This is a genomic window from Intrasporangium sp. (assembly GCF_035280925.1).
Taxonomy (GTDB): Bacteria; Actinomycetota; Actinomycetes; order Actinomycetales; family Dermatophilaceae; genus Intrasporangium.
This window is the reverse complement of the sequence record NZ_DATEEY010000215.1, coordinates 1-4,148: the sequence shown is the minus strand read 5'-3', so window position 1 is coordinate 4,148 and position 4,148 is coordinate 1. Positions and strand designations below refer to the sequence as shown.

Below are 4,148 nucleotides of genomic sequence, written 5' to 3'. Positions count from 1 at the left end.
GGCCGAGAGGATTCGCGAGGCGCTCGCCGATCTCGACGTGGCCGGCGTGCGCGAGCAGAAGATGTTCGGGGGCTTCGCGTTCCTCGTCGGCGGGCACATGGCCGTCGCCGCGAGCCGCGAGGGCGGGCTGCTGCTCGGAGTCGACCACGGCGACGCTGGCGCCCTACTCGCGAAGCCGCACACGCGACCGATGGTGATGCGCGGCCGCGAGATGGCCGGGTGGGTCCGTGTCGACGCCGAGGGCGTCCGCACGAAGCGACAGCTCACGTCGTGGGTGAAGCGCGGCGTCCGCCACGCCCGCTCCCTACCGCCGAAGTAGGAGCGGGACCTCAGCCCCATCAGCTCCTACCCGGCTTGTCGATCCAGCGCCCCGGCCGGTGGGCCTGCCGGGTCATGACCTCGGGCTCACGGGAGCCGCTGGCCATCATCGCCGTCCCGTCGATGGCCGCGGTGAGCCCCACAGCGAGGTCGCATCGAACGCCCGATTGTTGGGCTGGTTGGGCTCAGCGGTTGGTGAGGAGCTGGTAGGCGGGGTTGAGGATGGCGAGGCGGCCGCGGTGTTCGCCCGTGACGCCTTGGGTGCGTAGTCGGGTGCCGATGTCGATGCCAGGGACCTTGCTGCGGCCGAGGAACACGAGGGAGATGGCGCCCGTGCCGTCTTCGAGGACGCATTCGAGGGTCGCGGTACCGGCGAGCGGTTGGACGCGCAGGGTGCGGACCCGTCCTTGGACCTGAACGCGTTGACGCCAGGTGACTGTGCCGATCGGGACCGTGCCGTCGGGTTGGAGCGGCGGGTCCTGTGGTCCGTCGGTGGGGGGTGTGTCTGGGGGCGTGGCCGGGTGGGGTGTCGCGGCGATTGCGGCCGCAGCGGGTTCGACGGCTTGGCCGGTTCCCTTGGCCTCCTTGCGGGAGGTGAAGTGGAAGGGCACGGTGGTGACGTTGGCGTGGGGGAGGCGGGAGACGGCTCGTTCGATGGCGTCGGCGGTTTGGTCGTGGAGGATGCGGTGCCAGAACCCGCCGTATTTGCGGTCGGGCAGCAGGACGCTGACCTCGGTCTGGCCGTCGGTGAGGTCGCGGGCGACGAGTTCGACGGCGGCGCGGGGGAGGCGCCGGTCGGGGCAGTCGGTCAGGTCGAGGGCGATGCGGGACATGCCGTGGTGGATCCAGTCTTCAGCGAGTTCGTTGGCCCGCTGCTGGTCGAGCGCGAAGTGCACGGCCCGCAGCTCGTCGGGCATGAGGGTTCGGGCGTATTGGATCGCCCGGGCGGCGGCCAGGTCGAGGCGATCGACGAACACGAGCACGATGTGGCGGCGCAGGATGGGAGCGGCGATGGCCTCGGGCACGTTGTGCTCGAGTTGTTGGGCTTCGGTCGCGTATTGGCGAGACAGCCGCACCAGGAAGACGACCATGAGCGGGACGAGGGCGACGATGACCCAGGCGCCGTGGGTGAACTTGGTGATGGCGATGACGATGTCGACGACCAGGGTCATGACCGCGCCGACGGTGTTGATGACGAAGCCGCTGCGCCAGTGCGGTTCGCGCTCGCGGAGGTGGTGGCGCGCCATGCCGGCCTGGGAGAGCGTGAACGAGGTGAACACGCCGATGGCGTAGAGGGGGATCAGCCGGTCGACCTTGGCGCCGGTGACGATGACGAGCAGGATGGCGAAGCCCGAGAGGAAGAAGATGCCGTTGGAGAACACCAGGCGGTGCCCGCGCTTGGTGAGCTGGCGGGGCATGAAGTTGTCGCCGGCGTGGAAGCTGGCGAGTCGGGGGAAGTCGGCGTAGCTGGTGTTGGCTGCCAGGACCAGGATCAGCATGGTGCCGGCCTGAAGGGAGTAGTAGAGCGCTTGGCCGAGCGGGCTGTCGCCGTAGATGAGCTCGCCGATCTGGGAGATGACGGTGGGGGTCCCTTCGGCGAACGGTGCGACCTTGAGGTGGGCGCCGAGGATGGAGAGGCCCAGGAACATGGTGCCCAGCAGGCTGCCCATGATGACGAGGGTGGTGCGGGCGTTGCGCCAGGCGGGTTGGCGGAAGGCGGGTACGCCGTTGGAGATGGCTTCGACGCCGGTGACCGCGGCGCCGCCCGAGGCGAAGGCGTGCAACACGATGAACAGGGAGGCCCCCATGAGCAACCCGCCGCCTCCGGTCCCGAGGTCCTGGAGCCCCTCGGCGCGGTGGTCCGCCAGCGGGAGGTCGCCGAGGAGCAGCCGGCTGAGACCGAGGCCGAGGAGCACGACCATGTTGAGGATGAAGAAGTAGGTGGGGGCGGCGAAGATGCGGCCGGACTCTTTGACGCCGCGCAGGTTGCCGTAGGCGATGACGCAGATGAACGCCACCGACAGCGGCACGCTGTAGGGGGTCAGCGCTGAGAACGCGGAGATCAGGGCGGCGACCCCGGCGGCGATCGACACGGCGACGGTGAGCACGTAGTCGGTCAGGAGCGCGACGCCGGCCACCTGGGCCGGCAGAATGCCGAAGTTGTCGCGGGTGACCATGTAGGCCCCGCCCGCGGTCGGGTAGGCCTTGATGGTCTGGCGGTACGACAGGATGAGCACCGCGAGCACCGCAAGCATCGCCAGGGTGATGGGCACGACGAGCGAGAACGCCGCCAGGCCGATCGCGGGGACGAGCACCCGCAGGATCTCCTCGGTCGCATAGGCGGAGGAGGACAGGTTGTCCGAGGCGAATACCGCCAGGGCGGTCGGCTTGCCGAGACGTTCGTCTTCGAGCTGTTCGTTGTGCAACGCGGGGCCCAGCAGGCGGCGCTTCAGCCGGTAGCCGAGCCCGTCTGGCGGAACCTCGATCCCGGGCGCCACTGGCACCGGGGCCCGGGTGCCCGGGTCCGAGACAACTTCGGGTGTGTGGGTGACGGTGGTGGACACCTAGGGGGCGCGACCTCCTGAGCGGCAACGTTCGTGCCTCGTCCACTCAACGCGGTGTGGGCGTCAACGGACTGCTGAGAAACGGCCGCCAAGCGCTAACAAGAGGTGAAGGTCGGTTCATTGGAGCCCCTCATCGGCGGGCTGGGGCGCGGCCCGGTCTATAACGAGGCCATGGAGGGTGGCCGCCGCTGGTTGCTCGCTCGGGTCGGTCTGGCGCTGCTCGCACCGTTGGCGGTCGTCCTCGCCCTGGTGCCGTTGCGGGCCCATGCCCTCAACACGAACCTGGCTCTGGTGCTCGTCCTGGTGGTCCTGGGCGCGGCGGTGGCGGGCGGCCGCACGGCTGGGGTGGTCGCGGCGCTGTCGGCCGCGCTGTCCTACGACTTCTTCCTTACGGTCCCCTACGGGTCGTTCACCGTGGAGCGGGGCGACGACATCGAGACGACCGTGCTGCTCGGGCTCATCGGGTTGATCGCCGGCGAGCTGGTCGAGCGAGCCCGCCGCAGCCAGGCTGCGGCCATCGTCCGCCGCCGCGAACTCGACCGGGTGCAGCGCCGGGCGGAACTCGCCGCCGGCGGCGAACGCCCCAGCCGCCTGATCGCACTGAGCGCCGACGAGCTCACCGAGCTCCTCGACCTCAAGACGTGCCGGTTCGTTCCCACGCCGCCACCCGAGGACCTGCCCATCTTCACGCACGGTTCGATCAGCGTCCCCGGCGTCACGAGTGAGGACGCCCCACCCGGCGCCGCGGCCCTGCCGGTACGGGCCCACGGGCGTGATCTGGGCCACTTCCTGCTCGTCTTTCCGACAGCCTCGTTCGGCATCGGCACGTCCACCGATGCCAAACACGCGGCCGTTGCCCTAGCCGATCAGCTCGGCATGGCACTGCTGCGCTACCAGCGGCCCTGACCCTGGTGGAACTTCGCGCCCAGCACGAACACTCCTCCGTCCCTGCCCTCACCCGACCAGTGAACCGAGTGGATCGGTCTACCAAAGGGTCAGAAGGGGGCCGCTGAAGTCAGGGCCCTGATGCACCGTGCCAACGCCGGAGCGTTCGACGTCATCGGTTCCGAGCTGCTCCACATCGAGGTACTCGATCCGGGGGGGAGGAGGGAGGACGACCTCCTTGGCGCTCGAGCACGGGGTCGAACGTGGCGGTGCCCTCGTCCATGTCGAGGACGAGCGAGGGTCGCACCCCGAACACCGCGTCGCCGTCGAGGTAGGGGCTCTCGCGGTCGAACACGTGGGTGATGACCGGCTTGTGGCCGG

At 69.7% G+C, this 4,148-nt stretch carries 3 protein-coding genes and 1 pseudogene; 2 read left to right on the top strand and 2 right to left on the bottom strand.

From position 1 onward, the window contains the following. On the top strand, positions 1–319 hold a 319-nt coding region (locus VJN29_RS19300; protein ID WP_324145266.1), incomplete at its 5' end, for a TfoX/Sxy family protein. Between the two features lie 184 nt (positions 320–503). Here the strand turns inward: VJN29_RS19300 and VJN29_RS19295 are convergent. Continuing rightward, positions 504–2,882, bottom strand: coding sequence for an amino acid permease (locus VJN29_RS19295; protein ID WP_324145265.1), 2,379 nt, complete (start codon positions 2,880–2,882; stop codon positions 504–506). A 171-nt stretch (positions 2,883–3,053) separates the two neighbouring features. On the opposite strand from VJN29_RS19295, the gene VJN29_RS19290 reads away from it, so the two are divergent. Continuing rightward, positions 3,054–3,788: a DUF4118 domain-containing protein gene (locus tag VJN29_RS19290; protein ID WP_324145264.1), complete on the top strand. Its 735-nt coding sequence runs from the start codon at positions 3,054–3,056 to the stop codon at positions 3,786–3,788. Positions 3,789–3,939: 151 nt separating this feature from the next. On the opposite strand, the pseudogene VJN29_RS19285 reads toward VJN29_RS19290, so the two are convergent. Continuing rightward, positions 3,940–4,148 (bottom strand): annotated as a pseudogene (locus VJN29_RS19285) (hypothetical protein); the annotation flags it as partial.

Excerpts from the sequence above, each read along its gene's own strand:
- VJN29_RS19290 (WP_324145264.1), top strand. The coding sequence starts at position 3,054 with ATGGAGGGTGGCCGCCGCTGGTTGCTCGCTCGGGTCGGTCTGGCGCTG.